This window comes from Salinivibrio sp. IB868 (genome assembly GCF_001995655.1).
Classification (GTDB): domain Bacteria; phylum Pseudomonadota; class Gammaproteobacteria; order Enterobacterales; family Vibrionaceae; genus Salinivibrio; species Salinivibrio siamensis.
The window spans coordinates 189,586-215,059 of record NZ_MUEW01000002.1 but is presented as its reverse complement, the minus strand read 5'-3'; the positions used below and the strand labels follow the sequence as shown (position 1 = coordinate 215,059).

General features: G+C 50.4%; 22 protein-coding genes and 2 tRNA genes. 17 read left to right on the top strand and 7 right to left on the bottom strand.

Annotated features, from left to right (window positions below; all coding sequences use genetic code 11):
• Window positions 1-82: 82 nt before the first annotated feature.
• A complete protein-coding gene (locus BZG20_RS15980; RefSeq protein ID WP_158010011.1) occupies window positions 83-247 on the bottom strand; it encodes a hypothetical protein in 165 nt (54 codons plus the stop codon).
• An 816-nt stretch (window positions 248-1,063) separates the two neighbouring features.
• Here BZG20_RS15980 and BZG20_RS03015 point away from each other — a divergent pair.
• Window positions 1,064-1,636 carry an LON peptidase substrate-binding domain-containing protein gene (locus tag BZG20_RS03015; RefSeq protein ID WP_077578076.1) on the top strand — a complete coding sequence of 191 codons (573 nt, stop codon included), beginning with the start codon at window positions 1,064-1,066 and terminating at the stop codon, window positions 1,634-1,636.
• A gap of 206 nt (window positions 1,637-1,842) precedes the next feature.
• Window positions 1,843-2,775 (top strand): uridine diphosphate-N-acetylglucosamine-binding protein YvcK, encoded by a 933-nt coding sequence (yvcK, locus tag BZG20_RS03010; protein ID WP_077578075.1) that lies wholly within the window; start codon window positions 1,843-1,845, stop codon window positions 2,773-2,775.
• Here the strand turns inward: yvcK and BZG20_RS03005 are convergent.
• The 3 genes from BZG20_RS03005 to uvrB form a co-directional block, all read right to left on the bottom strand.
• Entirely contained in the window at window positions 2,707-3,066 is a 360-nt protein-coding gene (locus BZG20_RS03005; RefSeq protein ID WP_046075318.1) for an Hpt domain-containing protein, read from the bottom strand. The genes yvcK and BZG20_RS03005 overlap by 69 nt on opposite strands.
• 13 nt (window positions 3,067-3,079) lie before the next feature.
• The gene (luxO, locus tag BZG20_RS03000; protein ID WP_241829512.1) at window positions 3,080-4,528 is read right to left on the bottom strand and encodes a quorum-sensing sigma-54 dependent transcriptional regulator LuxO; all 1,449 of its coding nucleotides are present in this window, start codon (window positions 4,526-4,528) and stop codon (window positions 3,080-3,082) included.
• A gap of 306 nt (window positions 4,529-4,834) precedes the next feature.
• The gene (gene uvrB, locus BZG20_RS02995) at window positions 4,835-6,862 is read right to left on the bottom strand and encodes an excinuclease ABC subunit UvrB (RefSeq protein ID WP_046075316.1); all 2,028 of its coding nucleotides are present in this window, start codon (window positions 6,860-6,862) and stop codon (window positions 4,835-4,837) included.
• 778 nt (window positions 6,863-7,640) lie between these two features.
• Between uvrB and BZG20_RS02990 the strand changes: the two genes are divergently transcribed.
• From BZG20_RS02990 to gloA, 10 genes are all read left to right on the top strand, one after another.
• A tRNA-Asn gene (locus tag BZG20_RS02990) sits at window positions 7,641-7,716 on the top strand.
• A 141-nt stretch (window positions 7,717-7,857) separates the two neighbouring features.
• A tRNA-Asn gene (locus BZG20_RS02985) sits at window positions 7,858-7,933 on the top strand.
• Window positions 7,934-8,385: 452 nt separating this feature from the next.
• Complete coding sequence (gene rsxA, locus BZG20_RS02980; RefSeq protein WP_046075315.1) at window positions 8,386-8,970, top strand: electron transport complex subunit RsxA; 585 nt, start codon at window positions 8,386-8,388, stop codon at window positions 8,968-8,970.
• Window positions 8,967-9,542: an electron transport complex subunit RsxB gene (gene rsxB, locus BZG20_RS02975; protein ID WP_046075314.1), complete on the top strand. Its 576-nt coding sequence runs from the start codon at window positions 8,967-8,969 to the stop codon at window positions 9,540-9,542. The genes rsxA and rsxB overlap by 4 nt, the downstream gene beginning before the upstream one ends.
• Complete coding sequence (gene rsxC / locus BZG20_RS02970) at window positions 9,542-11,992, top strand: electron transport complex subunit RsxC (RefSeq protein ID WP_077578073.1); 2,451 nt, start codon at window positions 9,542-9,544, stop codon at window positions 11,990-11,992. Before rsxB ends, rsxC begins: the two co-directional genes overlap by 1 nt.
• Before the next feature lie 5 nt (window positions 11,993-11,997).
• Complete coding sequence (rsxD, locus tag BZG20_RS02965) at window positions 11,998-13,077, top strand: electron transport complex subunit RsxD (RefSeq protein WP_046075312.1); 1,080 nt, start codon at window positions 11,998-12,000, stop codon at window positions 13,075-13,077.
• Window positions 13,074-13,712: an electron transport complex subunit RsxG gene (gene rsxG / locus BZG20_RS02960; RefSeq protein WP_077578072.1), complete on the top strand. Its 639-nt coding sequence runs from the start codon at window positions 13,074-13,076 to the stop codon at window positions 13,710-13,712. The genes rsxD and rsxG overlap by 4 nt, the downstream gene beginning before the upstream one ends.
• A complete protein-coding gene (locus BZG20_RS02955; RefSeq protein ID WP_046075310.1) occupies window positions 13,709-14,407 on the top strand; it encodes an electron transport complex subunit E in 699 nt (232 codons plus the stop codon). The genes rsxG and BZG20_RS02955 overlap by 4 nt, the downstream gene beginning before the upstream one ends.
• A gap of 17 nt (window positions 14,408-14,424) precedes the next feature.
• Window positions 14,425-15,066 carry an endonuclease III gene (nth, locus tag BZG20_RS02950; RefSeq protein WP_046075309.1) on the top strand — a complete coding sequence of 214 codons (642 nt, stop codon included), beginning with the start codon at window positions 14,425-14,427 and terminating at the stop codon, window positions 15,064-15,066.
• Window positions 15,067-15,110: 44 nt separating this feature from the next.
• Window positions 15,111-15,527: a lactoylglutathione lyase gene (gene gloA, locus BZG20_RS02945; RefSeq protein WP_046075308.1), complete on the top strand. Its 417-nt coding sequence runs from the start codon at window positions 15,111-15,113 to the stop codon at window positions 15,525-15,527.
• Between the two features lie 112 nt (window positions 15,528-15,639).
• Here the strand turns inward: gloA and BZG20_RS02940 are convergent, their stop codons facing one another.
• The gene (locus tag BZG20_RS02940; protein ID WP_241829511.1) at window positions 15,640-16,545 is read right to left on the bottom strand and encodes an OmpA family protein; all 906 of its coding nucleotides are present in this window, start codon (window positions 16,543-16,545) and stop codon (window positions 15,640-15,642) included.
• Window positions 16,546-16,754: 209 nt separating this feature from the next.
• Here BZG20_RS02940 and rnt point away from each other — a divergent pair, with 209 nt between their 5' ends.
• The 3 genes from rnt to BZG20_RS02925 all read left to right on the top strand — a co-directional run bounded on the left by rnt (window position 16,755) and on the right by BZG20_RS02925 (window position 20,897).
• Window positions 16,755-17,423 carry a ribonuclease T gene (gene rnt, locus BZG20_RS02935; RefSeq protein ID WP_046075307.1) on the top strand — a complete coding sequence of 223 codons (669 nt, stop codon included), beginning with the start codon at window positions 16,755-16,757 and terminating at the stop codon, window positions 17,421-17,423.
• Between the two features lie 500 nt (window positions 17,424-17,923).
• The gene (locus tag BZG20_RS02930; protein WP_077578071.1) at window positions 17,924-19,213 is read left to right on the top strand and encodes an outer membrane protein transport protein; all 1,290 of its coding nucleotides are present in this window, start codon (window positions 17,924-17,926) and stop codon (window positions 19,211-19,213) included.
• Between the two features lie 361 nt (window positions 19,214-19,574).
• On the top strand, window positions 19,575-20,897 hold the full coding sequence (locus BZG20_RS02925; protein ID WP_046075305.1) for a Na+/H+ antiporter family protein: 1,323 nt from the start codon (window positions 19,575-19,577) through the stop codon (window positions 20,895-20,897).
• A gap of 105 nt (window positions 20,898-21,002) precedes the next feature.
• On the opposite strand, the gene grxD is transcribed toward BZG20_RS02925, so the two are convergent.
• Window positions 21,003-21,341 carry a Grx4 family monothiol glutaredoxin gene (gene grxD / locus BZG20_RS02920; RefSeq protein ID WP_046075304.1) on the bottom strand — a complete coding sequence of 113 codons (339 nt, stop codon included), beginning with the start codon at window positions 21,339-21,341 and terminating at the stop codon, window positions 21,003-21,005.
• A 283-nt stretch (window positions 21,342-21,624) separates the two neighbouring features.
• On the opposite strand from grxD, the gene sodB reads away from it, so the two are divergent.
• Window positions 21,625-22,209, top strand: coding sequence for a superoxide dismutase [Fe] (gene sodB, locus BZG20_RS02915; RefSeq protein WP_046075303.1), 585 nt, complete (start codon window positions 21,625-21,627; stop codon window positions 22,207-22,209).
• 150 nt (window positions 22,210-22,359) lie between these two features.
• On the opposite strand, the gene asd is transcribed toward sodB, so the two are convergent.
• On the bottom strand, window positions 22,360-23,481 hold the full coding sequence (gene asd, locus BZG20_RS02910; protein WP_102505349.1) for an aspartate-semialdehyde dehydrogenase: 1,122 nt from the start codon (window positions 23,479-23,481) through the stop codon (window positions 22,360-22,362).
• Window positions 23,482-24,016: 535 nt separating this feature from the next.
• Between asd and nhaC the strand changes: the two genes are divergently transcribed.
• Window positions 24,017-25,456 carry a Na+/H+ antiporter NhaC gene (gene nhaC / locus BZG20_RS02905; RefSeq protein WP_046075301.1) on the top strand — a complete coding sequence of 480 codons (1,440 nt, stop codon included), beginning with the start codon at window positions 24,017-24,019 and terminating at the stop codon, window positions 25,454-25,456.
• Window positions 25,457-25,474 lie beyond the last annotated feature (18 nt).

The window sequence follows — 25,474 nt, the reverse complement described above, 5'->3', positions numbered from 1 at the left end:
GAAACGGCTGCTTCGGTAGGCTTGAGTGGTGATAATGTCGCAACAAAGCCAGCTTCGCAGGCTGGCTTTGTTCTATAAACCACTATTTTTTGGCATCGTCGGGACTAAAAACGGGGCCACTATCGGATGAACGATCATTCGCCTGATCGCGCAGAACACGGTTGTCCTCACGTGCTTTTTCCATTTCTGGCATGACCTCGTTAAGCATTTCTTTGATTTTCTTGTTGCTATAGCGCTTGTGTTTCATTGTGTCCTCCTGAACTCATCAGTATTTGGCACAGTCACTCGCGGAACAACGACCGAGTCCACTCGGCTGTTACGCCAGTACAAACCGCTTGTGCAATTTTTAAGCTACACCCTCATCGTCAATAAAGCAAAATATTGCCGAAAAGGCACGCCAAACATCTTCGCCTCCACAACATCTCCACGTCTCAACCCAGAGCCATAGCGGATATCGGCCCGCTCTTGCCTTAGTTTAATAACATTTGCTGATAATAAGCGGCTGTTTAGACGAAATACCAATATTGACGCTTTTTTAAACAAACGATGTTGTTATTCGGCGCTCTATCCCCCATCATTGTGTTGTTGATGAGCTGTTCCCGATCATCAACCTAATTTTTCTTCCGACAAGAGAGTAAAAAGCAAGACTATGAGACCACAAAGCTCAACCTCGCGCCCTTTATGCGCACGCGTTCGCCATGGTTACAACCCAAATAAAGGAAAAAAACCACAGGTTAACCGCTAACGCGGTGTTGATGTTAAAAACACCTCTTTAATAGCCTCCAAATGGAGGCTATTTTTTTGTCTTTATATCGCGATGCTGACGACGAATCAGGGTGTAATCCTACTCACGGGCGACCGCAAAGCGAGCAAGTTAGCGTTTGCACAATGCGTTATCGCGAGCGGATTTGCGTTGCAAATTGCGAGTTCTCGCCCTCAAGCGCTACGCAATCGCGACATCACGATGCCGAACCGCTGGTATACGGGCGTTTCAAAAAGTAGGCACCCCTTTTGCAATATCTAGATTACTAGACCAACGCCATTGCTTGTCAGGGGGTGTCACATGGGACAATCCACACCAATTTTGTTTAATGATCGTCACATCTTGCCCGGGGGCCGGATACCTCTTCGGATCCCAGCAGGCGACTCGTTAGACACACTCGTATTCGCGTTAAAGCATGGACTCCCTATCGGAGTGTGTATGGCGGAAACACAAGCCCAGCGCTCTCACGTCGATATTGGCACCTTTATTGAAATTGAGGACTATACCCGAAGCCAAGAAGATGGCTGCTTAGTGATCACGGCACGGGGAACCGCACGCTTTGCGATTCATGCGTTTAACCAGCAGCACAACCACATCTTGTTTGCCTCGGTCAACGCATTACCTCGGTGGCCTGATTGCCACGTCGACAAACAAAGCGAGCCTCTCGTGGAGCGTTTACAGTCGATGTTTGAGCGCTACCCTGAACTACAACAAATGCACCGAGAGACCGAGTTCTCCAATTTGGCGTGGTTATGCCAGCGCTGGTTAGAGCTGCTGCCGCTCCCCACCGGGGAAAAACAACAGTTAATGGCGAACAGCTCCTGTGTCGCCACACGGGATTATCTGTTGAGCATGATGCAAGATCCCCATTAAACCGTTTTTATTGCTGCCTTGCTATTTGCCCTTTTTATTCATCTGCTTGATTGGGCGAGGTAACGCGACGCGTTACCTCTTTTTTTTGCCTTCACCCTTTTGTCCCACTTTCCTGACTTGCTCACACTTTATTGCTCCGGTAAATACCTAGTCGCTTGAGCTTCAGGTAAACTAGGCACATTGATTTTTTCTCAGGAAACGACGCAATGATCCAACAGGTTTCAGATCAGCATTCACAACGTATCGTCGCGATCGGTGGCGGGCATGGTCTGGGGCGCGTCTTATCGGCATTGGGAATATATGGCGAGCAGGTAACAGGCATTGTTACCACAACCGATAACGGGGGATCCACTGGCCGTATCCGTGCATGCCAAGGGGGGATAGCCTGGGGCGACATTCGTAACTGCCTCAACCAATTAATCACTGAGCCCTCGGTCGGCTCCATGCTGTTTGAATATCGCTTTAAAGGGAAAGGTGAGCTGAACGGGCATAATTTGGGCAACCTGATCCTTACGGCACTGGATAACCTCTCAGTCCGTCCGCTTGAAGCCATCCAACTTATTCGCGATCTGCTAGATATCCGCCCTAATTTACTGCCGATGTCCGAGCACCCTGCTGAGCTTGCCGCGTTAACGCCAGAGGGTGAGACGGTGTCGGGGGAAACACATATTGATGAGCTAAGCGCTCCCCCGACGCGTCTCTTTTTGTCCCCAGCCGTCCCCGCGACCCGCGAAGCCATTGAGGCTATCGAGCAGGCTGACTTGATTTTGCTCGGCCCTGGCAGTTTTTTAACCAGTGTAATGCCGCCGCTGCTCGTCCCCGAACTCAGCCGTGCGTTGAAACATACACAGGCCAAACTGGCGTTTATTAGAAACCTTGGCAAGGAAATCGGGCCGGCGGGTGACATGTCTTTAGCCACTATGCTTGCTTGGTGCGAGCGTGCAATGGGTGGGAAAGAAATCGACATTGTGATCGGAGAACAAAACGCGTCGCAGCTTGCCACACGTTACCAACAAAAAGAGGCCAGCTTGGCCTCCTCAAATCATCATTGGCGTCATGACAGGGATAAACTACGTCAAGCTATTGATGAAGTTTTGCTCGACGGCCATTTCTCGGTAGGTAGAGGCCGTTCCTCGTAACATCTCGGTCAGCTCATCTAAATGATGTGTCATCCACTCCTGTTGCCCTTGCTTGACGCGTGATTCACACTCACGCGCCATCTCGGCCAGATCATCCGCACCAAAACTGGCAGCACTGCTTTTGATCGCATGGCTGATCTCGCGAACTTGCTCGATCGATGGCGAACCAGACAATTGAGAATGGTATTGGGATAGCTCGTCGCTAAATACAGTGAGCAAAACCGTCACCGTATCCTCGCCTACTTCTGATTTCAGTCGACGTAATGTTTCAGTATTTACTGTGGTGGCCATACATCCATTCCTATCATTCATGCGCCGCAGATTTTTGCCAAGCTTGTAGTTTTCGGTACAAGGTTGAAGGGCTAACTTCAAGTAACCCCGCCGCTTGCGGGATATTGCCATTACACACGTCGATCGCGACTTCAATAGCACGTTTTTCCGTTTTCCATAATGGTTCTATATCGGCTTTCATCACCACTGGCGATGCTGGCTTGACGGGCTCGTGAGTTGCTGATGCGCTGTTCGCCGCTTCCGATCGCGTGTTATCCCCTGTAGATGCAATTTCAGCACCAGAAACGCGAGCGACTGGCGATGGTAGCATCTCTTTGCTGACTTCTTCGCCGTTATGCAATACCACTATGTTACGGATCACGTTTTGCAGCTGCCGAACATTGCCTGGCCAGTCGTATCGAAGGAGCTGAGTGGTCACTTCGTCWCTAAAACGACAAAAATCTTTGCCTTCTTCAGCGGAAAACAGCGCGAGTAAGGCGTTGGCAATGGCGATCACATCGTCTCCACGCTCTCTTAAAGGCGGCAACTCGAGTGGAATAACGTGCAAGCGGTAGTAGAGATCTTCCCGGAATTTCCCCTGCTGTACTTGGAGCCAGGGATCGCGGTTAGTGGCACAGACAAACCGGACATCCACCGACTTTACTTGCGAGGAGCCGACCTTTTGAAAACTCCCCGTTTGAATGAAACGTAGCAGTTTGGATTGCAAATCCATATCCATTTCGCAAATTTCATCCAAGAATAAGGTGCCACCATTGGCCATTTCTGCGGCCCCTTCACGCTCAGACGCAGCGCCAGTAAAGGCTCCTTTCACATGACCAAATAACTCACTTTCAATCAAATCTTTCGGGATAGCCGCGCAATTCAGTGCAATAATTGGCTTGTTACTTCGCGTACTGGCAGCATGAATCGCTTCTGCGCATACCTCTTTACCGGTCCCGCTTTCACCGGTAATAAACACCGTGGCTTTACTGGGCGCAGCCGATTCGATCACACGGTACACCGCCTGCATCGGCAGACTGCGACCAATAAACCCGTGGTATTCACTTTCCTGTTTGGTCGCTTTCCCCGGATGACTCGGCTTGGGTTTGAGCGACTTATTGACCGTGACACGCAACTGATCGGCTTCACAAGGCTTGATCAAAAAGTCATTGGCACCATGACGCATGGCATCGACAGCGGCATCAATCGAGCCATGAGCGGTCATAATAATCACGGGTAAGTTGGGCGCGACTGCTCGCACTTTGGCAAGCACATCAATGCCCGACATATCCGGCAGGCGTAGATCTAAGATCATCAGTGCTAACTGATCGCCTTCTTGCTCGAAAAAAGCCATCGCATCCTGACCCGTCCCTACAATGGTGACATCCACATCTAAGGGGTTAAGGTAGGATTTATATAACGCCGCAACCGACGCCGTATCTTCCACCATCAATATTCGTTTACTGGGTGATAGTGCTGGCATGTATCCTCCAAGAATCGCATCGCGGCGTGTAGCGATAACTCACTCAGTTGCACGAGCGTATGCGAAATGCGTTGCATTATGCAATTGTGCCCTCATTGTAGCTGGGCGAGTCCGTTAAAACCACACGTTTTGTCGATGTAATGGCTATCTTTTATTTTTGGCACGCCAAATGCATCTATTCCAGTGACCCTCAGGGGTCACCTAGCCAACTGACGTTGTTTGTGAGTTTTCACTCACTGAAACACTGTAGCCAACCTGTCATTTAGGTTGGCTTTTTTTTACTTCACGCGGTGCTTTTTCATCCCATTAGCTGTTTACAATAAACTGCTCGCGCAGCGCTTGTAACTGATCTCGCAATTGTGCCGCGGTTTCAAACTCAAGGTTCTGCGCTGCCTCAAACATCTGACTTTCCAGTTTTTTGATTTCAGCATCAATTTGTTGTGGTGACTTCAACGCATAGTCCGCATCAGGCTCGGCAACGGCACGCAACGATTTGACTGCTGGTTTCGCGCTTTTACCCCGTTTACCCGTGCCTATCTCCATCACGTCCATCACTTTCTTATTGAGTTTCTGTGGCGTGATACCATGCGCCTCATTATGTGCAATTTGCTTCGCCCGGCGTCGCTCCGTTTCATCAATGGCGCGTTTCATCGACTTGGTGATCGAATCGCCATATAAAATCGCTTTACCGTGAAGGTTACGTGCTGCACGGCCAATGGTTTGAATTAATGAACGTTCAGAGCGCAAAAAGCCTTCTTTATCCGCATCCAAAATCGCGACCAAAGACACCTCAGGCATATCTAACCCTTCACGAAGCAAGTTAATCCCGACCAAGACATCAAACTCACCAAGACGGAGATCCCGAATAATTTCCATGCGCTCCACCGTATCAATATCAGAATGAAGGTAACGCACTCGCACATCATGCTCTTGCATGTATTCGGTTAAGTCTTCTGCCATACGCTTGGTCAAGGTCGTCACCAGCACGCGCTCGTCTCGCTCACGACGAGCACGTACCTCAGAGAGCAAGTCATCCACTTGAGTCGCGACCGGACGCACTTCTATTTCAGGATCAATAAGCCCCGTTGGACGCACCACTTGATCAATGATATCCGCGCCCGATTTCTCAGCTTCATAGTTACCCGGCGTGGCGGAAACATACACGGTTTGTGGCGCGAGTGCCTCAAACTCATCAAATTTTAGCGGTCGGTTATCCAACGCTGAAGGCAGCCGAAACCCATAGTCCACCAAGGTCTCTTTACGCGAGCGATCGCCTTTGTACATGGCACCAATTTGCGACACGGTGACGTGCGACTCGTCGATGATCAACAGTCCATCGGCGGGTAAATAATCAAACAAGGTCGGTGGTGGTTCGCCTTCTGCACGACCACTCAAATAACGCGAGTAGTTTTCGATACCCGAGCAATAGCCCAGCTCATTCATCATCTCAATATCAAACTGCGTTCTCTGTGTGATGCGCTGCTCTTCCAGCAGTTTATTATGCTCAAGCAGTGTTTTTTTACGTGCCGATAGCTCCGTTTTTATCTGCTCCACTGCTTCGAGAATACGCTCTCGTGGGGTGACATAGTGCGTCTTAGGGTAGATGGTGCAACGAGGCATGTCTTTGACACTCACCTGCCCCGTTAAGGGATCAAACACGCTGATGGTTTCCACTTCGTCGTCAAACAGCTCCACCCGTATGGCATCTTTGTCTGATTCAGCCGGAAAGATATCGATGACCTCACCGCGAACGCGAAAGGTTCCGCGCTCAAAGGCCATATCATTGCGGGTGTACTGCAACTCAGCGAGGCGTTGCAAAATGGTACGCTGGTCTAAAAAGTCACCGCGGCGAATGTGAAGCATCATTTTTAAATACGAATCAGGGTCACCCAAGCCGTAAATAGCAGAGACCGACGCCACAATCACCACATCACGGCGTTCCATCAACGCTTTTGTCGCCGACAAACGCATCTGCTCAACGTGATCATTAATCGACGCATCTTTTTCTATGAAGGTGTCTGTCGAAGGCACATATGCCTCTGGTTGATAATAATCGTAGTAAGAAACGAAGTACTCCACCGCATTGTCAGGGAAAAACTCGCGCATCTCCCCATAAAGCTGCGCCGCCAATGTTTTATTGGGAGCCAATATCATAGTAGGGCGATTGAGCTCAGCAATGACATTGGCCATGGTGAACGTTTTTCCCGACCCTGTTACCCCCAGCAGCGTTTGGTGGGCAAGACCGGCCTCTAACCCTTCACACAGACGGTGGATGGCCTCAGGCTGATCACCTGATGGTTTAAAAGCAGAATGCAGCGTAAATGTTTTACTCATGAACCTATCCTGTTTGGGGCTGACCACGATGTCCAGCTTGGGGCGCTAACGCTAAAAGTCTATTGTCCTGACTCGCCCTGCGGAGTCAACGATTGCGGTTAACTACTGACAAACTGCCAATTGCGATCTTTTTCGTCTTGGACGCTTGATCTCATGAAGGTGTCTAGGTAACCTATCGTTCCTCTTTTGGCATGCAGCCATCGCAGCCAGCTTGTCTAAGCGAAAACATAGCTCTAAGCAAAGACGAGCACGAAGCAAATCAAGTGCAAAGAGCATAGAGTGCAATAAAGATAAAGCCTCTAAATCATGCGTTTTCGCGCGTATTTCTCCTGAATGTCCTCTCTTATCACTTTTTTATCCCCGATACTCAAGGGTTGAACAAATAGCGACCTGTGCATAATCCACGATCGTTTTTTTTTCAAACTGATTGCGTTAAAAAAATCACAAACACTAAAAATCAATACCTTACAGTCATTCCCATGCCGACTATGGCTGCGTCAAGCTTGTATAAAATCAGTCACATAGTCAGTTGATCAAGATCCACGCACATGGTTATCCACAGAATCTGTGGGTAACCGCTGAGAGCCCTTTCATAACCGGCCGTGTAAAAAGTCAAGAAAAAAATAGCCTCTATGCTCAATCACTCGCCACTATGATGCTTTTATCAGCGTCGCTGGCTAGCTTTTCAGCAGTCGATTGAAAAGACAGATTTTATTGCTTTTCATCAGTTGACACCTTTCGAGGTGCTCGCTAACATTCGCCCCGTTCTCAAGGCAATTCCCCCTTAGTTCAGTTGGTAGAACGGCGGACTGTTAATCCGTATGTCGCAGGTTCGAATCCCGCAGGGGGAGCCACTATCTTGAGATAAGATAGACATTGCAAAAGTGAGCACCCTTTCTGCTGCGCAGAATATGTCGCAGGACTAGGCGTCCCCGTCGAATCCCGCAGGGGGAGCCACTATCTTGAGACCTCACAGAACACAATAGCGACACGATTCCCCCATAGTTCAGTTGGTAGAACGGCGGACTGTTAATCCGTATGTCACTGGTTCGAGTCCAGTTGGGGGAGCCAATTCTATGTCCGATGGCAAATTTAGTTCTTCAGTCTAATCGTTCCGCAATGCGGAATATGTCACTGGGCTGGGCGCCCCCGTTGAGTCCAGTTGGGGGAGCCAAATTTATGTCCGATGGCAAATTTAGTTCTTCAGACCAATCGTTCCGCAATGCGGAATATGTCACTGGGCTGGGCGCCCCCAACTAGGCGTTCCCGATGAGCCCAGTTGGGGAGCCAAATTTATGTCTCTCTTCTCCTTGACCTATCCTACTTTCTCCGTGATCTCATCACACACTCTTACCGTGATCGAACACGCCATGCTGCCACTAACCCTCGAATAAGGTGCGCGAGTAAAGCGTCACTAACAGCTTACAGCGAACCAAGCAAAAACCCTGCTTGATGGCGGTTGTTATAGCCGCCTCAAAGGTCGATAATAGGCAGATCACAAAAACATTAAATGATTAAACAGCATGGCTGAGTATTTGTTGCTACTGGTGGGCACAGTATTGGTCAATAACTTCGTACTGGTGGAGTTTTTGGGCTTGTGTCCATTCATGGGCGTATCAAAAAAACTGGAAACAGCAATTGGGATGGGGCTTGCCACAACCTTCGTGTTGACCTTGGCATCAGTGAGCTCGTATCTGGTTGAAACCTATATTCTTATCCCACTTGATCTCGGATACCTGCGCACACTGAGCTTTATCTTAGTGATTGCCGTGGTGGTGCAGTTCACGGAAATGGTGGTGCATAAGACCAGTCCAACACTGCACCGACTATTGGGCGTATTCCTACCTTTGATTACCTCAAACTGTGCGGTACTCGGGGTGGCCTTGCTCAATGTGAAACAACAGCACAGCTTTATCGAATCGATTATTTACGGTTTTGGGGCGGCCTGTGGTTTCTCGCTGGTTCTCGTTTTATTCGCTGCAATGCGCGAGCGCATTGCAGCCGCTGACGTACCCGCGCCTTTCAAAGGCGCGTCAGTGGCAATGATTACCGCAGGATTAATGTCGCTCGCCTTTATGGGCTTTACAGGACTGGTGACTTTATCATGAGTGGAATAGTGATAGCGGTGGTTGTGCTTGCCGCGCTCGCCGCCATATTCGGTGCAATCCTAGGTTTCGCCTCGATTCGCTTTAAGGTGGAGGCGGATCCTATTGTCGATCAAATTGATGCCATTCTGCCGCAAACGCAATGTGGCCAATGCGGTTACCCTGGCTGTCGCCCCTATGCCGAAGCCATTGCCAATGGTGACGAGATTAACAAGTGTCCGCCAGGTGGCCAGCAAACGATTGAAAATTTGGCTGATTTGATGGGCGTCGAAGCGACCGAACTCGCCCACGATGAAGAAAAAAGTATCAAAACCGTTGCCTTCATTCATGAAGAAGATTGCATCGGCTGCACCAAGTGCATTCAGGCCTGTCCGGTCGATGCGATTGTCGGCAGTACCAAAGCGATGCATACCGTGATCGAGCAAGATTGTACTGGGTGTGATTTATGTGTTGCCCCCTGTCCGACCGACTGTATTGAAATGATCCCCGTTCAGGACACCCCTGAAACCTGGAAATGGAAGCTTGAACAAATTCCCGTTGTAGATGTCACTGAGAGTCAGAGAGCACGCGCCTGATGGACAGCCTTATAGAACAAATAAAACATGGCCAGATCTGGGATTTCCATGGCGGCATTCACCCGCCTGAGCATAAAACTCAGTCGAATCACGGCGCCATTTTAGAAAAGATACTCCCTACCGAGCTGGTTATCCCGCTAAAGCAACATATTGGCAGCAAGGGAAAATTATGCGTGAGCCAGGGCGATCGGGTATTCGCGGGGCAAGCCCTCACTGAGACGGATATTCAACAATGTGTGCCGGTACATGCGCCGACATCGGGCACCGTGATTGCCATCGAAGATAGAACCATCGCGCATCCTTCAGGCTTGTCCGACCGTTGCGTGGTGATTCAGCCCGATGGAAAAGATGAGTGGGGACCTAAACCTGCCCTACCGGCTTATCAAACCCATCCGCCAGAGCAATTGATCGATCATATCCGCTCTATGGGCATTGCTGGAATGGGAGGCGCTGGCTTTCCAACCGCAAGAAAACTGCAAAGTGGCTTGGCGCGTACTGAAGTACTTATCATCAACGCCGCAGAATGTGAGCCCTATATCACCGCCGACGATCGGCTGATGCAAGATTGCGCAGATGAAATCGTCGCAGGGGTACAAATTCTTAATCACATTGTTAAGCCTAAGCTGTCCGTGATTGGCATTGAAGATAATAAGCCAGAGGCTATCACTGCGCTTAAAGCAGCGGTGAAAGCCGTCGATGAGGACATACTCATCCAGGTAGTACCTACCAAGTATCCATCTGGCGGTGAAAAACAGCTGATTCAAATCATTACCGGCAAAGAAGTCCCAGCCAAAGCCTTTCCCGCCAGTATTGGTGTGCTTATGCAAAACATCGGGACCACTTATGCGGTCAAACGCGCCGTGCTAGATGGCGAGCCGCTGATCAAGCGTGTGGTCACTTTGACTGGGAAAACACTCAAAACCCAGCAAAACCGGTGGGCACTACTTGGCACGCCAATTGGCGAATTGTTGGCGCATCATGGTTACAAGGCTGAGAAAAAACGGCCTCGGGTGATTATTGGTGGCCCGATGATGGGCTTTACCGTCCCACACACACAAGTGCCTGTGACTAAAACCACTAACTGTGTACTGGTGCCAACGCGCAAGGAAATTGCGCCTGCCAAGCAAGAGATGGCCTGCATTCGTTGCAGTGCCTGTGCCGATGTTTGTCCCGCTCACCTGTTGCCCCAACAATTGCAGTGGTATGCCAAAGATCAGGACTACGACAAGTGCCAAGACTATGATCTCTTCGATTGTATTGAATGCGGCGCCTGTGCCTATGTGTGTCCGAGTGAGATCCCACTGGTGCAATACTACCGCCAGGCCAAAGCAGAAATTCGTGAAATTGAAGCGGAAAAAGAAGCCGCGGAGCGCGCACGTCAGCGTTTTGAAGCCAAAAAAGCGCGAATGGAACGTGAAAAACAAGAACGAGAAGAAAAACATCGCAAAGCGGCCGAGCGTCGCAAGCAAGCGGCGCAACAAAACACTGGCTCGGGTGATGCGCTTAACGCTGCGGTAGAGCGCGTGAAGGCGAAAAAAGCCGCGCAATCGGCATCGAGTGATGTCAAACCTGCTGTTGCGGCGGCGATCGCACGGGCCAAAGCGAAACAAGCCGAAGCGGCAAAAACCGGCAGTGATGAGCCAGACAACAGTGAAATGATGAAATTGCGCGAAGAGCGTAAGCGTCAAGCGCGAGAGCGTAAGGCGGCCAAAGAGGCGCAAAAAGCTTCAGCATCTGCTGATTCACAGGCAACATCCGACAGCACCGAGAATCAAGACGGCAAGAAAGACGCAGTCGCCGCAGCCGTTGCCCGTGCCAAAGCACGCAAAGCGGCTCAGCAAAACGATGCCAAGGCAGAGCCAACACCGGCGGCCGAGCAATCATCCGCCGCAGAAGATACTAAGGCACAAACGGATGATGCTGGCGACAAAAAAGCCGCTGTCGCCGCAGCCGTTGCCCGTGCCAAAGCACGTAAAGCCGCTCAGCAAAGCGATGCCAAGGTAGAGCCAACACCGGCGGCCAAGCAATCATCCGCCGCAGAAAACACGACGGCACAAACGGATGACGCTGGCGACAAAAAAGCGGCCGTCGCCGCCGCGGTTGCCCGCGCTAAAGCACGTAAAGCCGCTCAGCAAAGCGATGCCAAGGCACAACCTGAGACGGCTGCCGATACGCCATCCGACGCTGCAGACACCGCGCCTGCAACCGACGAAGCGAACGACAAAAAAGCCGCTGTCGCCGCAGCCGTTGCCCGTGCCAAAGCACGTAAAGCGGCCCAGCAAGGCGACACCAAGGCACAACCTGAGACGGCTGCCGATACGCCATCCGACGCTGCAGACACCGCGCCTGCAACCGACGAAGCTAACGACAAAAAAGCCGCTGTCGCAGCCGCCGTCGCGCGTGCTAAGGCGCGTAAAGCCGCACAACAATCACAAGAAGATAAGGAATAACCCACGTGGCGTTTTTCATTGCAAGTTCACCACACGCCCACAACAAACGTTCCACCAGCCATATCATGCTGACGGTGCTTCTCTGTGCCCTACCCGGTTTGGCCGCACAGTGGTATTTCTTCGGCTGGGGCGTGCTGGTTCAATTAACCTTGGCGGTAATCACGGCATGGTCAACCGAAGCACTGGTCATGCGATTACGTCATCGCCCCGTGATGGCTTACCTTCGCGATAATAGCGCCCTACTCACGGCGTTTTTATTGGCCGTCGCGATCCCACCGATGGCGCCTTGGTGGGTGATCGTTATAGGTACCGCGTTTTCTATTATTGTTGCCAAGCATATCTATGGCGGATTAGGACAGAACCTCTTCAATCCAGCCATGGTTGGCTATGTGGTACTCCTCATCGCTTTTCCGGTGCAAATGACCACCTGGTTACCGCCCGAGAGTCTCGCCACCCATAGTTTGACCATTACCGATACCCTCGCGGCGATTTTTGGCGGCTATACCTTAGATGGTTTTAGCGTCAACCAATTGCGTATGACCGTGGATGGCGCCACCATGGCGACGCCTCTGGATACCATTAAAACTGCGCTCGCAGGCGGTCAAACCGTCAGTGAAGCCTTGCAACAGCCCATTTTCTCAGCGCTAGGCGGTAAAGGTTGGGCTTGGGTAAACACGCTTTACCTACTCGGTGGTTTGGTGCTTATCCAACGTGGCATTATCAATTGGCATATTCCTGTCGCGGTACTCGTCGCCTTGTTTGCTTGTTCATTACTCGGCCACTTGGTCGCACCGGATCAACTCGCGTCGCCCCTGATTCATTTGTTGTCTGGCGCGACCATGCTCGGGGCGTTTTTTATCGCTACCGATCCGGTGTCGGCCTCCACCACCGACCGTGGTCGGTTATGGTTTGGTGGCCTGATTGGGGTGTTGGTGTATTTAATACGTACTTGGGGCGGCTACCCAGATGGTGTCGCGTTTGCGGTGATCATTGCCAACTTGTGCGTTCCATTGATTGATTATTACACCAAACCAAGAACGTATGGGCATGCCACAAACCGTGCGGAGAAGAAGTCAAAGTCATGATTGATACTATAAAAAAACATGGGGGCATTCTCGCGGTCGCAGCCCTCTTGTCGACAGCACTGGTGGCGGTCACTCACGCGCTAACCGAAGACACCATTAAAGAGCAGCAGCAAATTCAATTATCAAAGGCGCTCAATCAGGTGATCCCTGAAGAAAGGCACGATAATCCGCTGCATCAAAGCTGCCGCCTTATCGAAAATAAGGATGCACTGGGCACCGATGACGCCCAGCCTTTTTATGTTGCCACCCTAGGCGGTGAGGTCAGCGCCGTTGCTATTCAAGCTATTGCCCCTAATGGCTACAATGGTGCCATTAAGGTATTAATTGGCATGGATGCGAACAACCATCAGGTGCTGGGTGTGCGGGTTCTCGAGCATAACGAAACCCCAGGACTGGGAGATAAGGTGAGCTTGCGGGTGTCAGATTGGATCCGTAGCTTTAGCGGCAAAACCGTCACCAGCGAAGACGATGCGCGTTGGGCGGTCAAAAAAGACGGCGGGCAGTTTGATCAGTTTACCGGCGCCACCATTACCCCGCGCGCGGTTGTCGGCGCCGTCAAAAAAGCGGCTTGGTTTGTGAGTCAACACCAAGACGCGCTGATCAACCAACCGGTTAATTGCGGAGGAGCGTCATGAACAGCGCCCACAAAGAGCTAATGAAAAATGGCTTATGGAGTAATAACCCAGCGTTTGTGCAGCTACTAGGTTTGTGCCCACTGTTGGCGGTATCCGCTACCGTCACCAATGCACTTGGCCTAGGGATCGCGACCTTGGCCGTACTCGTCGGCTCCAATTTGATTGTGTCACTGATTAGGGACTGGGTACCCAAAGAAGTGCGCATTCCTATTTTCGTGATGGTGATTGCTTCACTGGTGACCTGCGTGCAACTGGTCATGAATGCGTATGCTTACGGCCTTTATCAATCGCTCGGTATTTTTATCCCATTGATTGTCACCAACTGTATCATCATCGGCCGCGCCGAAGCCTTTGCCTCTAAAAACCCTGTCGGCTTGTCGGTGAGTGATGGTTTTTGGATGGGCACCGGTATGACAGTAGCCTTGGTGGTATTAGGGGCTATTCGCGAAATTATCGGCAATGGCACCTTGTTTGATGGTGCCGACCTTTTGCTCGGCGACTGGGCTGCCGCGCTTAGGATTGAGATTTTTCAATTCGACACCAAGTTTCTGTTAGCCATATTACCACCGGGCGCGTTTCTCGCGGTCGGCTTTCTCATCGCGTTGAAGAACATCATTGATACACACCTTGCCAGTAAAACAGAAAAAGACGACAAGCCGGTGATTGAGCGCGCACGGGTGACGGGTAATCAATGATCCACAGGATAGGGTAAATGAATAAAGAAAAACGACGACAAATTCTGGAGCGCCTGCGCGATAACAACCCGAATCCGCAAACGGAGCTCAATTGGTCCACCCCTTTCGAGTTATTGATCGCGGTGTTACTGTCTGCGCAAGCGACCGATGTGAGTGTCAATAAAGCCACCGATAAGCTGTATCCGGTGGCCAATACGCCCGAAGGGCTACTGGCATTGGGCGTGGATGGGGTGAAGTCATATATCAAAAATATTGGCTTATTCAATTCCAAAGCGGAAAACGTGATTAAAACCTGCCGCGCCTTGATTGAGCAACACCATGGCGAGGTACCGGAAAGTAGAGAGGCGCTAGAAGCCTTGCCCGGCGTGGGACGCAAAACCGCCAATGTGGTACTCAACACCGCGTTTGGTTGGCCCACCATCGCCGTGGATACCCATATTTTTCGCGTGTCCAATCGTACCAAGTTCGCGATGGGTAAAAACGTCAATGACGTGGAAGAAAAACTGATCAAGGTGGTGCCTAAAGAATTTAAGGTCGATGTGCACCACTGGCTAATTCTGCATGGACGCTACACCTGCCTCGCACGAAAACCTCGCTGTGGCAGTTGCATCATTGAAGATTTATGTGAGTACAAAGAAAAAGTTTATCCAGATAGCTAACGCCGTCAACGGCGAGCACTGGCAAGCCAAAAAGGAGCAACGTCATGTCAAACGGCAGAATTCTACACACCATGATCCGCGTCGGTGATCTAGACCGTGCTATCAAGTTTTATACCGAAGTAATGGGAATGCGTTTGTTACGCACCAATGAAAACGAGCAGTACAAATATAGCTTGGCGTTTGTCGGCTATAGCGATGAATCAGAAGGCGCCGTGATTGAGCTGACCTACAACTGGGGCGAAAGCGAGTACGATCACGGTAACGCCTTTGGCCATATCGCGATCGGTGTGGATGATGTTTACGCGACCTGCGATCAAATTCGTCAAGCGGGCGGCAATATCACCCGCGAGCCAGGCCCTGTCAAAGGCGGTAGTACTGAAATCGCCTTCGTGACTGACCCTGATGGCTACAAATTGGAGCTTATCCAAAACAAAAGTGCCTCTGCGGGGCTGAACGGCTAACACAGCAAGACACGTCACAAAAATAAGCCCGGCATTCGATGCCGGGCTTTTTCGTGCTGTCTATGTTGTATCGGAGGCATACACTGTCTGTGATAACCTCTGTGGCTGTCGCCTATAACAAGGTTCTTCCTAACGAAATCACCACACGGCGGTTTTTACTGCGCCCAATTGGGTCGTCGTTGTCAGCAATCGGACGGCGTTCGCCATAAGCCTCAACGGTAATCCGATCTTCAGGTAAGCCCAGCGAGGTAAAGTAGTCGCGCAATTTCTTCGCTCGTCGCTCTGACATTTGCTGATTGGCTTCACGGGTGCCACGCGCATCAGAGTAGGTCGCCACTAGCACCAAATCGATATCATCGCTGTAACGAACAAACTCGGCTATCTGCGTCAATCGTTGGCGGCTTGCTTTGGTCAACTCATCGCTGTTTTCTTGATAGCGCAAGACGGTAAAGGAAATGTCCTCAAACGCATACGGCAATAACTTATTCAGACACCGGCTAAATTCATTATATGGCGAACCAAATGCCACCGCCGATAACGCCACATCCACCTGTCGCTGCTGACGCTGCCAGTCTTTAAAGCTAAACGTGGGGAATCGTCCCGCCTCTAGCTCACTCAGCATCGCCCAAGCCGTTTGACCGCCCACATAGCCATCAAATTGTTTGAAGAACTGGAGTTGGTCCATATAGCGAGCCGGCTCTCCGGGCATCCAGTCAGCGGGCATGGAAAGCAGTGACACCTGCGCGGTCTCACCCATGGGCCGCTGCATATCGAGTGAGAAATCGAGATTCATGTCCTTACTGGCTCGTGATGTGAACGATGCTTGCCCGTACCCTGGCACGTCATGCTCAAGACGGCACTCAATGGGCGTATCAATTGTCACGGTCCAGTTTGACTCCCCCAACGATGCCACGTATTGCTTGTTGGCAGACGCCTGGTTGGGCAAAAGAAGAGCAACACATGACACCACCACTGGGATAAAGTGCCATTTCATTAAATCAACAGGACAAAACGCCATTACAGACTCCGTACGTCGCGTGATTCTGTCTTCACGCACAGTTTACTGCTTGAAAGGTTGCGCGAGTCACCGCTGCTGCAGTGACCAAAACATGGCTTAGACAAAAACAAATGGTTATAAAGTTATCGACACGTTACACGCCGACTTTAGCTTAACGCCACTATTTGCGATAATCACCCTTTTCTTATTATTCGTAAAGTGACATCAGCATGAGCCAAGCAAGTGATCCAAATAGTCTCAAAGCCCGATTCCGTGGTTATTTCCCTGTCGTTGTCGACGTTGAGACAGCCGGCTTCAATGCCCAAACCGATGCACTGCTAGAGATTTGTGCTGTCACCTTAAAAATGGACGAGCAAGGCTGGTTATCGCCAGACAAAAAGCTGCACTTTCATGTCACCCCGTTTGAGGGCGCTAACCTTGAACCCGCCGCCCTAGAGTTCACCGGTATCCGTGACCCTTATAGCCCACTACGCGGCGCGGTTGATGAAGGCGAGGCCTTGCGGGAAATCTTTAAGCTTATCCGTAAAGAACAAAAAGCAGCGGAATGCCAACGCACCATTATGGTCGCCCACAACGCTAATTTCGATCACAGCTTTGTGATGGCCGCCGCCGAGCGGGCGCAATTAAAACGTAATCCGTTCCACCCTTTCGCCACCTTTGATACCGCCGCCCTGAGCGGACTGGCGCTCGGGCAAACCGTGTTGGCGAAAGCTTGCCAAACGGCGCAAATCCCGTTCGATAATAAAGAGGCGCACAGTGCGCTCTATGATACCGAGCGTACCGCTGAGCTATTCTGTGAAATCGTCAATCGTTGGAAACGCTTGGGCGGTTGGCCCCTGCCTTCCACCTCGGAGAGCACAGCGTCCCCCTCTACCTAATCACGCTGGTGTAAAGACCGTATACGCACAGTCAGGTCGGCAACAACGCAACCTTTGCGTTGCTACCGACCCTGCATGCTTGACGCCAAACGTGTTCACAAACCACAAAAAGTTCAGCTTATAGTTGTTAACAATTTGTTTGCGGTCACATTTTTGTGATCTTATTTTGGTCTTTATTTCGTTATCAGACTAACCACTATTAAACAGGCACATAAGGAGTGAGCGACAAAAACCGAGTGTGAAAATCACGTTAAATAGGGGCTGAGCATAGGTATAACTCAAATAGAGTATTTACTTAAAACAACTGATAGAAACATTGTCAGCCCAACCAGGTGAAATATTGTGTTACCCGTTTTGAAACCAACCTTTAACAAACGTGAAATTGGTGCCACTATTGAACCTGTAGAACATCCGACCACTTCTCACGCCCACGTAAGATGGGCACTGAAGCGGCGGCCCCAAAGAACAAGAAGCTAATTAACAAAGGAGTGAGGCGCGTTATGTCATCACTATTTAAGAAATCGCTAGTGGCAACCAGTTTATCTTTGTTAGCCGTGCAAGCACACAGTGCCGGCTTCCAAGTATCAGAAACCTCGGTATCCGGTTTGGGGCGTGCTTTTGCCGGTGAAGCCGCTATCGCAGATAATGCCGCAGTGGGCGCACGCAACGCCGCTGCCCTAACCCGCTTTAACACCACCGCTTTCTCGGGCGGCTTAAGCATCATTGACCCAGATGTGCATGCAGATGTCGATGCTACGAGCTCGACGATGGAAACGGACGCAAAAGATATCGCCCCCACTGAATATGTACCTAACATTCATATTATTCAGCCGATTGATGACAAATTAGCGGTGGGCTTCTCTGCCTTCTCAAATTTTGGTCTATCAACCGACTATCCGAAAGACTTTTACGCGGGGTCAATTGCGGGGTCAACCGAACTGGTAACCATGAACTTCAACCCTAATATTGCCTACAAGCTTAATGATCAGTGGAGTATCGGTGCGGGTATCAGTGCCATTTACGCTGATGCAGAGCTAAAACGTCAGAAAGGTGCACTAGCTGGTACTATTGGCGGAAGTCCAACAGATCAAGCAGCAAAACTTGCTGGGGATGGTTGGGGATTTGGCTGGAATCTCGGCGTGCTTTGGGAGGTCAATGAAGATAATCGATTTGGTTTGACCTATCGCTCGCAAACCGATGTCACCCTTGATGGCAAGTTTACAGATGGTTTGGCGGCGCTTGCAGGTGGTCCAACCGGAGGAGGCCCTGGCACTAAAGTGGATGGTGAGTTGGAACTTAACTTACCTGAAATCATCGAGTTCTCTGGCTTTCATCAGTTAAACCAACAAATCGCAGTGCATTATAGTGCCATGTACACTGGTTGGGATAGCCTAAAAGAGCTTAAAGCAACAGGTTCAGGCTGCTCTGCCAATAACAATGTATGTTTCCAAAAAGAAGAAGACTGGGACAACAGCTGGCGTTATGCGCTGGGTGCTACTTATACCATGGATGAGCACTGGGCATTCCGTGCGGGCTATGCCTATGATGAAAGCCCTGTGCCTGCGGAAAAGCGCACGCTAAGTATTCCGGATTCAGACCGTCATTGGTGGAGCTTAGGGACGACCTATACAGCGAACGAAAATCTGTCGGTTGACCTCGGTTTCGCTTACCTAGACGGTGATCAAGTTGATGGTACGGAAGCACTAACTAGCACTACCTCGTCCGACACTGACTTCTCAGCCGGTGGCGATGCGTACATCTATGGTTTGCAGCTGAACTACTTGTTCTAATCCCGACTGCTTAACCTAAACCCAAGGAGCCGGCCTATTAAGGCCGGCTTTTTTTGGTCTATGTTCCGACCTGAATGACATTAGAAGCGATGGCTGGCCGCTATGATGGAATAACGCGACCAAGCCCCGCACACAGACATGCCGTGAACCCATCCCTGGGGGCGCCGCCGCGCCCTTTTTGCCTACTTTACTGGTCGCGACTTTCAGCAACGCTGACAAGCTTGAAAGAAAGTAACCAAAAAAAAACCGATTACCCCTCGACACGGACAAAATTTTGCGCAAACTGGGTAGCCTAATTACAAAACCATAGATAATCCCTGCAGTGAAGCTGCAGTCACCACACTCGTAACAGGAATGTTTAATGAACCCGGTAGTCATTTCAGTCTGCGTCATGCTGGCATTGGCGCTTATGCGTGTAAATGTCGTTGTCGCGCTCACGTTCAGCGCCGTCCTTGGCGGCTTGGTCGGTGGTCTTAGTATTTCCGACACCATTAGTGCCTTTGAGGGCGGACTGGGTGGCGGTGCCACCATTGCCCTGAGCTATGCGATGCTCGGCACCTTTGCCGTCGCTATCAGCCGTTCTGGGATCACGGATGTGCTTGCGCACTCGGTGATCCGCAAGTTAAACGCGCGTCCAACCGATGCCAACACCGCCACCTTTAAATATGTTGTTTTAGTCCTTTTAGGGCTGTTAGCGATTTCGTCGCAAAATGCGATTCCGGTCCACATTGCCTTTATCCCTATTGTGATCCCCCCACTATTGCATGTGTTCCAACGCTTAAAGCTCGACCGTCGTCTGGTCGCCTGTGTACTCACCTTTGGCTTAATCATGCCGTATATGGTGTTACCGGTCGGCTTTGGCGGCATCTTTTTGAACAACATTTTGCTCAAAAACCTCAATGACAATGGCTTAGATGTGGTCGCGAGCCAGGTTCCTACAGCCATGTTATTGCCTGCAGCGGGTATGGTGGTTGGCCTGTTGATCGCCACCTTTATTAGCTACCGTCAGCCGCGCCAATACAGTGAAAAAGACGTCTTGAGCGCTGAGCCGGAAAACCAAGGCATTCAATCGCGCAACTTGTGGGTCGCCGCGATTGCCATTGTCGCCGCATTAAGCGTGCAACTAATGGCAGGCTCAATGATTGTGGGCTCGTTGGCTGGTTTTATGGTGTTTACCTTTGGTGGCGTGATCCGCTGGAAAGACACCCAGGATGTGTTTACCAAAGGGGTGCACATGATGGCGATGATTGGCTTTATTATGATCACCGCCGCGGGCTTTGCTGCCGTCATGAAAGCCACGGGGGGCGTCGAATCCTTGGTCGCGTCCCTATCGGGGTCAATTGGTGAGAACAAGCCGCTTGCAGCCTTTTTGATGTTAGTGGTGGGGCTTTTGGTCACCATGGGGATCGGCTCGTCATTCTCAACCATTCCCATTATTGCCACTATTTATGTCCCCCTCTCACTGGCATTTGGTTTTTCACCGATGGCGACGATTGCCTTGGTAGGCACGGCAGCCGCATTGGGCGACGCGGGCTCACCGGCATCTGACTCCACCTTGGGTCCCACATCGGGGCTGAATGCCGACGGTCAGCACGAGCATATTTGGGATACTGTGGTACCCACCTTTATTCACTACAACTTGCCATTAATTGCGTTTGGCTGGCTAGCGGCCATGGTGCTCTGAGCGGGTACGCTAAACAAACGTCACGCACAATGTCAGACATAGATGAATACAAAAAAGCCACGTCCAGGACGTGGCTTTTCAATGTTTGTCACATCAATAACCGCGTTATTCGTTGTCACTCGCATCACGGCGCTCAGCCGCTTCTTTGACCAATGGCTGTAGCTCACCTTTTTGGAACATTTCCAGAATGATGTCACAACCGCCGACCAATTCACCTTCAATCCAAAGCTGAGGGAAGGTCGGCCACTGCGCGTATACAGGCAGCTCTGCGCGGATATCTGGGTTTTGTAAGACATCTACATAAGCAAACTTCTCGCCACACGACATAAGCGCTTGAGAGGCTTGAGAAGAAAAACCACAGCTTGGCAGTTTTGGCGACCCTTTCATGTAAAGCAGAATSGCATTTTCTTCGATTTGCTGCTTGATTTTGTCCGTTGTTTCCATTGCTTCCTCGAACACTGTCTGTGAATCTTGCCTTGATTCTACTGGTTAACAAGCCGGAAAAAAATGCCTAAATCTTTTGTGGGATTAGGCATAAAAATTTTACTGCGATCCTTTTAATAAAGTAAAAACTTGCTAAACTACACTCAGCAAAACGAAAATAGTAGCCACACCCGATGCTTAGGTGGTGAGTTGTTGATGTGCTCATTGATGACAAACGACACGCTTGAGCGGTCGGTGATGGACTACAGGAAGCACTCTCACGATAAAAACGGAGATATAAGCAATGTCATTCCAACTACCTGAACTCCCTTTCGCAAAAGATGCGCTAGAGCCACATATCTCAAAAGAGACGCTGGACTATCACTATGACAAGCACCACAACACCTATGTGGTGAAGCTTAATGGTCTGATTGAAGGCACTGACTTTGAAGGTAAATCACTGGAAGAGATCATCAAAACCTCTTCAGGCGGTGTATTTAACAATGCTGCGCAAGTGTGGAACCACACCTTCTACTGGCACTGCCTAAGCCCTAACGGTGGCGGCGAGCCTACTGGTGACGTTGCAGAGGCAATCACTAAAGCCTTTGGCTCTTTTGACGAGTTTAAAACTCAGTTCACCAACGCCGCGGTCACTAACTTCGGCTCAGGCTGGACGTGGCTGGTGAAAAAAGCAGATGGTTCAGTGGCGATCGTCAACACATCAAACGCTGAAACCCCACTGACTCACGACGGTGAAACGCCACTACTGACCGTGGACGTGTGGGAGCACGCTTACTACATCGACTATCGCAACGTGCGTCCAGACTATCTGGCTGCTTTCTGGAAGTTGGTCAACTGGGACTTTGTTGCGAAAAACTTCGCAGGCTAAGTCAGCTTACGAAAAAGCGTGAAGTTAAGGGGGCGTCTATCGCCTCCTTTTTTATGCACGCTTGATACGCTAGGACTAAGCGATACAGAACATCGGACACAAAAAAGCCGCCAACTCCGTTGACGGCTTAATGTGGCTATTACACGGCCATTAGCCTTGCTCTTTTTCCGACAAGATAATGCGCAACGTACGACGTAGAGGTTCTGCCGCGCCCCACAGCAGCTGGTCACCCACGGTAAAGGCATTAAGAAAATCGTCACCCATCGCCAGTTTACGCAAACGACCCACAGGCACAGACATGGTGCCTGTCACCTTCGCCGGGCTCAGATCCGTCATGGTCACATCGCGCTCATTAGGGACAACACTGACCCAATCGTTATGAGATGCAATCATGTCTTCAATTTCATCCATTGGCACTGCTTTTTTCAGCTTAATGGTCAATGCCTGGCTATGACAGCGCATCGCTCCCACACGGACGCACGTACCGTCGATAGGGATTGGGTTATTGTCTAACCCCAAGATTTTATTGGTTTCAACCGAGGCTTTCCACTCTTCCTTGCTCTGACCATTTTCGCGCTTCACGTCAATCCAAGGGATCAGTGAACCGGCAAGCGGCACGCCAAAGTTGTCACTTGGGAAGTCACTCGAGCGCATGGTTTGCGCAACTTTGCGGTCAATGTCCAAGATAGAAGTGGCAGGGCTGGCCAAATCAGTGTTGACAGCATCATTAATCACGCCCATTTGGCTGATCAGCTCGCGCATGTGCTTGGCACCTGAGCCTGACGCAGCTTGATAAGTCTGGGCGGTCATCCACTCGACCAGGCCATTTTGGTATAGGCCACCCAAGCCCATCAGCATCAAACTCACGGTGCAGTTACCACCAACAAAGGTGCGCGTGCCTTTATGAATTCCCGCTTGGATTTGTTTGAAGTTAATCGGATCCAAGGTGATGATACTATCATCTGCCATTCGTAGTGATGACGCCGCATCAATCCAATAGCCTTTCCAACCTGATTCACGCAGCTTTGCGTAAACATCGTTGGTATAATCTCCGCCTTGGCAGGTGATAATAGCATCGAGGGTTTTTAGCATCTCAATGTCGTAAGCGTCTTTTAGAGTGCCCGCATCCTTACCGTAGTTCGGAGCGTCAATCCCAACCTGAGACGTACTAAAAAACACAGGTTCGATATGGTCGAAATCTTTTTCTTCCACCATACGCTGCATCAGCACAGATCCCACCATGCCACGCCAGCCAACTAAACCTACTCGCATCATAATTTTCACACTCCATGTTGTGTGACCGTCGTTTAAAGTTCGACAGTCAGTGAAAAAACGTTTTTGATACTAACACGTCTTTTCACAGTCGTCAGGTTAGCCCCTTTTTCTGCTCAATTATCCACCATTTTTTAACCGTTCCATCACTGGTACCCACCTTGATTTAACGTACATACGCCGACAAACACCGCCTCCAGACACATAAAAATCATTAGTATAAAACAGATAATTAACCTTAAAAACACAAGGAAAAAACATATAACAATGGCAATTAACCTCGCTCGCGTTCGACTCACATAAGCGACAAAAATGTTTCCCATCTCATTGTTCTGTTAGCTAGAGTATGACGCCTCACAAATGGAACAAAGGATACTGACACACGGACAGTGATGTGAGTTTGGTTGTTGCTAGTTGCATCGCTAAATGGCGCAGGGAGTAGTCGCGCAATCACAGACGATCCACCTTCCGATAATGATATTGATACGTTCGCCCTATCGGTTGTCACCGAGTGCGACGTGAAGAAGGTTCAGTTATGACAACACATCAAATTCGATTACCATCCATCGTTCAGGTCATTCTGGCGCTTGGTGCATTTTTGGCGCTCGCGTTTTCGTTTACCGCAAAACTCGATTTACCCATCCAACTGGCATTATTTATTGGCTGGTTTGTGATCATGGGCTTGGGGCTCAAATTAGGCCACCAATACAAAGACCTTGAATCGGCAGCAACCAAAGGTATTTCCAACGGTCTTGGGGCGGTGTTAATCCTCCTGTCCGTGGGCGCTCTCGTGGGTACCTGGATTGCAGGCGGCATTGTCCCCACCATCATTTATTATGGTCTGAAAGCTATCCACCCTTCTATCTTCCTTTTAGCGACCATGTTGATTTGCTCATTAACCGCTTTGGCGACAGGAACCTCTTGGGGCGCAGCCGGTACCGCGGGGATTGCAATGATGGGCATTGGTCAAGGCCTAGGCATTCCAGCGCCAATGACTGCGGGTGCGGTGCTGTCAGGGTGTTATTTCGGCGACAAAATGTCTCCGCTGTCTGATTCGGTGATCCTCGCATCATCGATGTCAGGGGTGGAAATTGTCGAGCATATTAAAGGCATGCTTCCGATTGCGCTTATCAGCTACATCATTACCGGCATTCTGTTTACCCTTGTTGGCTGGCACTATGCCGGCAATGTGGATATGAGCCAGGTAGAAATGGTGAAACAAGCGATGCAAGATCAGTTTGTCATCACCCCGATGTCATTTATTCCTGTCCTCATTGTCCTTGCCCTGCTCGCCATGCGCCTTCCATCCTTCCCGGTGATCAGCTTTGGCTCGTTACTGGGCGTGGTGTGGGCAGTCATGCTGCAAGACATGGCTCCTGTTGCGGCGATTAATACCGCCTGGGCCCCCTTCTCTGTCGCGTCAGGGGTGGATTTCATTGATGCCATTCTCAATCGCGGCGGTATGTCATCCATGCTTGGTTCTGTGGCCGTGATTGTGTTTGGTCTCGGTTTCGGTGGCTTGTTGGAAAAAGTGGGCGTACTCCATACCATCGCTAATCTCTTTGAGCGCCGCGTCAATAGTGCTGGAAGCTTGGCCACCTCAACCATTGGTACGGCCTTTATGGGGAACATTTTTGGCTCAGCGATGTATGTATCACTGATCTTAACCCCCAAAATCTGTGCGAAAAACTACGACCGCTTGGGTTATCAGCGCAAGAACTTATCCCGTAACGCCGAGTTCGGTGGCACACTGACATCTGGGATGGTGCCTTGGAGTGACAATGGTATCTACATGGCAAGCATCTTGGGTGTCGCGACCTTGTCGTATGCGCCGTTTATGTGGCTAAGCTTTGTTTGTATCGCTGTGACTATCGTGACTAGCTACATGGGTTGGTTTGTCGACAAAGTCGAGCCAGCACAGAACGCGCACACTGACGACGCAGCGACCCTAGACGCCGCGCCCGAGCGCGCATAAAAACGCAGATCACATATT

Bases quoted from the DNA above. Each gene is read 5' to 3' on its own strand.
- BZG20_RS15980 (WP_158010011.1), bottom strand. From the start codon at position 247: ATGAAACACAAGCGCTATAGCAACAAGAAAATCAAAGAAATGCTTAAC.
- BZG20_RS03015 (WP_077578076.1), top strand. From the start codon at position 1,064: ATGGGACAATCCACACCAATTTTGTTTAATGATCGTCACATCTTGCCC.
- yvcK (WP_077578075.1), top strand. From the start codon at position 1,843: ATGATCCAACAGGTTTCAGATCAGCATTCACAACGTATCGTCGCGATC.
- BZG20_RS03005 (WP_046075318.1), bottom strand. From the start codon at position 3,066: ATGGCCACCACAGTAAATACTGAAACATTACGTCGACTGAAATCAGAA.
- uvrB (WP_046075316.1), bottom strand. From the start codon at position 6,862: ATGAGTAAAACATTTACGCTGCATTCTGCTTTTAAACCATCAGGTGAT.
- rsxA (WP_046075315.1), top strand. From the start codon at position 8,386: ATGGCTGAGTATTTGTTGCTACTGGTGGGCACAGTATTGGTCAATAAC.
- rsxB (WP_046075314.1), top strand. From the start codon at position 8,967: ATGAGTGGAATAGTGATAGCGGTGGTTGTGCTTGCCGCGCTCGCCGCC.
- rsxC (WP_077578073.1), top strand. From the start codon at position 9,542: ATGGACAGCCTTATAGAACAAATAAAACATGGCCAGATCTGGGATTTC.
- rsxG (WP_077578072.1), top strand. From the start codon at position 13,074: ATGATTGATACTATAAAAAAACATGGGGGCATTCTCGCGGTCGCAGCC.
- BZG20_RS02955 (WP_046075310.1), top strand. From the start codon at position 13,709: ATGAACAGCGCCCACAAAGAGCTAATGAAAAATGGCTTATGGAGTAAT.
- nth (WP_046075309.1), top strand. From the start codon at position 14,425: ATGAATAAAGAAAAACGACGACAAATTCTGGAGCGCCTGCGCGATAAC.
- gloA (WP_046075308.1), top strand. From the start codon at position 15,111: ATGTCAAACGGCAGAATTCTACACACCATGATCCGCGTCGGTGATCTA.
- BZG20_RS02940 (WP_241829511.1), bottom strand. From the start codon at position 16,545: ATGGCGTTTTGTCCTGTTGATTTAATGAAATGGCACTTTATCCCAGTG.
- rnt (WP_046075307.1), top strand. From the start codon at position 16,755: ATGAGCCAAGCAAGTGATCCAAATAGTCTCAAAGCCCGATTCCGTGGT.
- BZG20_RS02930 (WP_077578071.1), top strand. From the start codon at position 17,924: ATGTCATCACTATTTAAGAAATCGCTAGTGGCAACCAGTTTATCTTTG.
- BZG20_RS02925 (WP_046075305.1), top strand. From the start codon at position 19,575: ATGAACCCGGTAGTCATTTCAGTCTGCGTCATGCTGGCATTGGCGCTT.
- sodB (WP_046075303.1), top strand. From the start codon at position 21,625: ATGTCATTCCAACTACCTGAACTCCCTTTCGCAAAAGATGCGCTAGAG.
- asd (WP_102505349.1), bottom strand. From the start codon at position 23,481: ATGCGAGTAGGTTTAGTTGGCTGGCGTGGCATGGTGGGATCTGTGCTG.
- nhaC (WP_046075301.1), top strand. From the start codon at position 24,017: ATGACAACACATCAAATTCGATTACCATCCATCGTTCAGGTCATTCTG.